This window comes from Protofrankia sp. CiP1_Cm_nod4 (assembly GCF_982290645.1).
Map to the genome: position 1 here is coordinate 1 of NZ_CEVIVC010000039.1, position 1,556 is coordinate 1,556.

The window sequence follows — 1,556 nt, forward strand, 5'->3', positions numbered from 1 at the left end:
TACCCGGCCCGCACCGGCCCGAAGCGACAGGGCCGGTATCGATCCCCGCCCAGGAGCCCGCCCGCGCCGGAGAGAGCGCCAATGGCTGACCGGACCGCACGCGCCCGGCGGCAGCGGCTGCGCCGCCGGGCAACGGTGGTCGCCGTCATCGTCGTCGCAGGCGGGGCCGGCGGCGGGGTTCTCGCCGCCACGGCCGCCTCGGGCGGGCCGTCCTACCGGACCGCCACGGTCACCCACCGCAACGTCGAGGCGACGTTGAACTCCACCGGCACCGTGACGGCCGTCAGCCAGGCAGCGGTGAGCTTCCCCGTCAGCGGACGGGTGACCAGGGTCGCCGTGACGGCGGGTCAGCATGTTACGACGGGTGACGTGCTGGCCGAGCTCGACACGACCGCCCTGGCTGCGGCGGTCGACAACGCCCGGTCCGCGCTCGCCTCGGCGCAGGCGAGGCTCGCCGCCGACCAGGCCAGCCAGACCGCAGGCGCCGCGGCATCGGCATCGGCACCGGCATCCGCCGCGGCACCGGCATCGGTATCGGCCGGGGCCGGCGGGGTCAGCACGGCGCTGTTCGTCACCTCGCGCCGGGCCGGCGCCCAGGATGTGCGCCAGGTGCGGGATGCGAGCCGGGTAACGGCGAGCGGGGGCACGGCCGGCACACCACCGGCCGGGGCCGCCGACGGCACGGGTGCGACCGGGGCGGCGGGTCCGGCCGAGGATCTCGTCAAGCAGTATCAGCAGCGGCTGCTGGCCGACCAGCATGCCGCCGACACGATGCTGTCCCAGATCAAGGCCGATGTCGCCCACGAACAGTCGGTGTGCCAGTCGTTCCTGGACGGCCTGCACCAGAGCGGAGATCACCAGCGTGGGGGTGGTGCTCCGGGGGCGTCGGCATCCGCTGCCGTGCCCGGCGGCGGGGGCCCGGGCGCGGGCACCGCGACCTCCGCATCCCTGCACTCGTCCACCGCGACGGCCACGGCACCGGCGGCGGCCACGACACCAGCGGCCGCGACACCAGCGGCCAGCGGCCCGGCGCTCGACGGCACGGACTGCGCGGCGCTGCTCCAGCAGGTCCTCGCCGAGCAGGAGGCGCTCAACGAGCGTCTGCGCGCGGTCGCGGCGGACATAGCGGCCCTCGACGCCGCGGTCACGCAACTGCTGGCCCAGGTCCCGGGAGGGCAGCAGCATCCTGGGCCGTCCTCCGGGCGGCAGCCGGACGCGAGCCCAGGCAGCGGAGCAGGCTCGGGCACCGGGGCAGGCCCAAGCCCGGGAACGGGAGCGAGCCCGGGCTTGGGAGCGGTTCCAGGCACCGGGGCGAACCCGGATGCGGGCGCGGGCCGACCGTCGTCCGGGCCGACCGGAGCCGGGACGGAGACCGGCGGCACAAACGGGAGCACCACGAACGGGAGAACAGGGACGGCTACCGGCGGCGATCGGAACACGCCTGGCGGCACGGCAGCCGGGGGCGCCGTGCCTGGCGGTACGGCTGGGGGCGACACGACAGGCCGGTCCGCTGCGAGCGGCTCGGGCACCGGCGGCGCGGGCGGCTCGCGTGCGGG

The 1,556-nt window shown here is 76.7% G+C and carries 1 pseudogene; it reads left to right on the plus strand.

The annotated features are described in order from the left end of the window. Positions 1-81 precede the first annotated feature (81 nt). A pseudogene (locus tag AC5LSR_RS09945) lies at positions 82-1,556 on the plus strand (hypothetical protein); the annotation flags it as partial.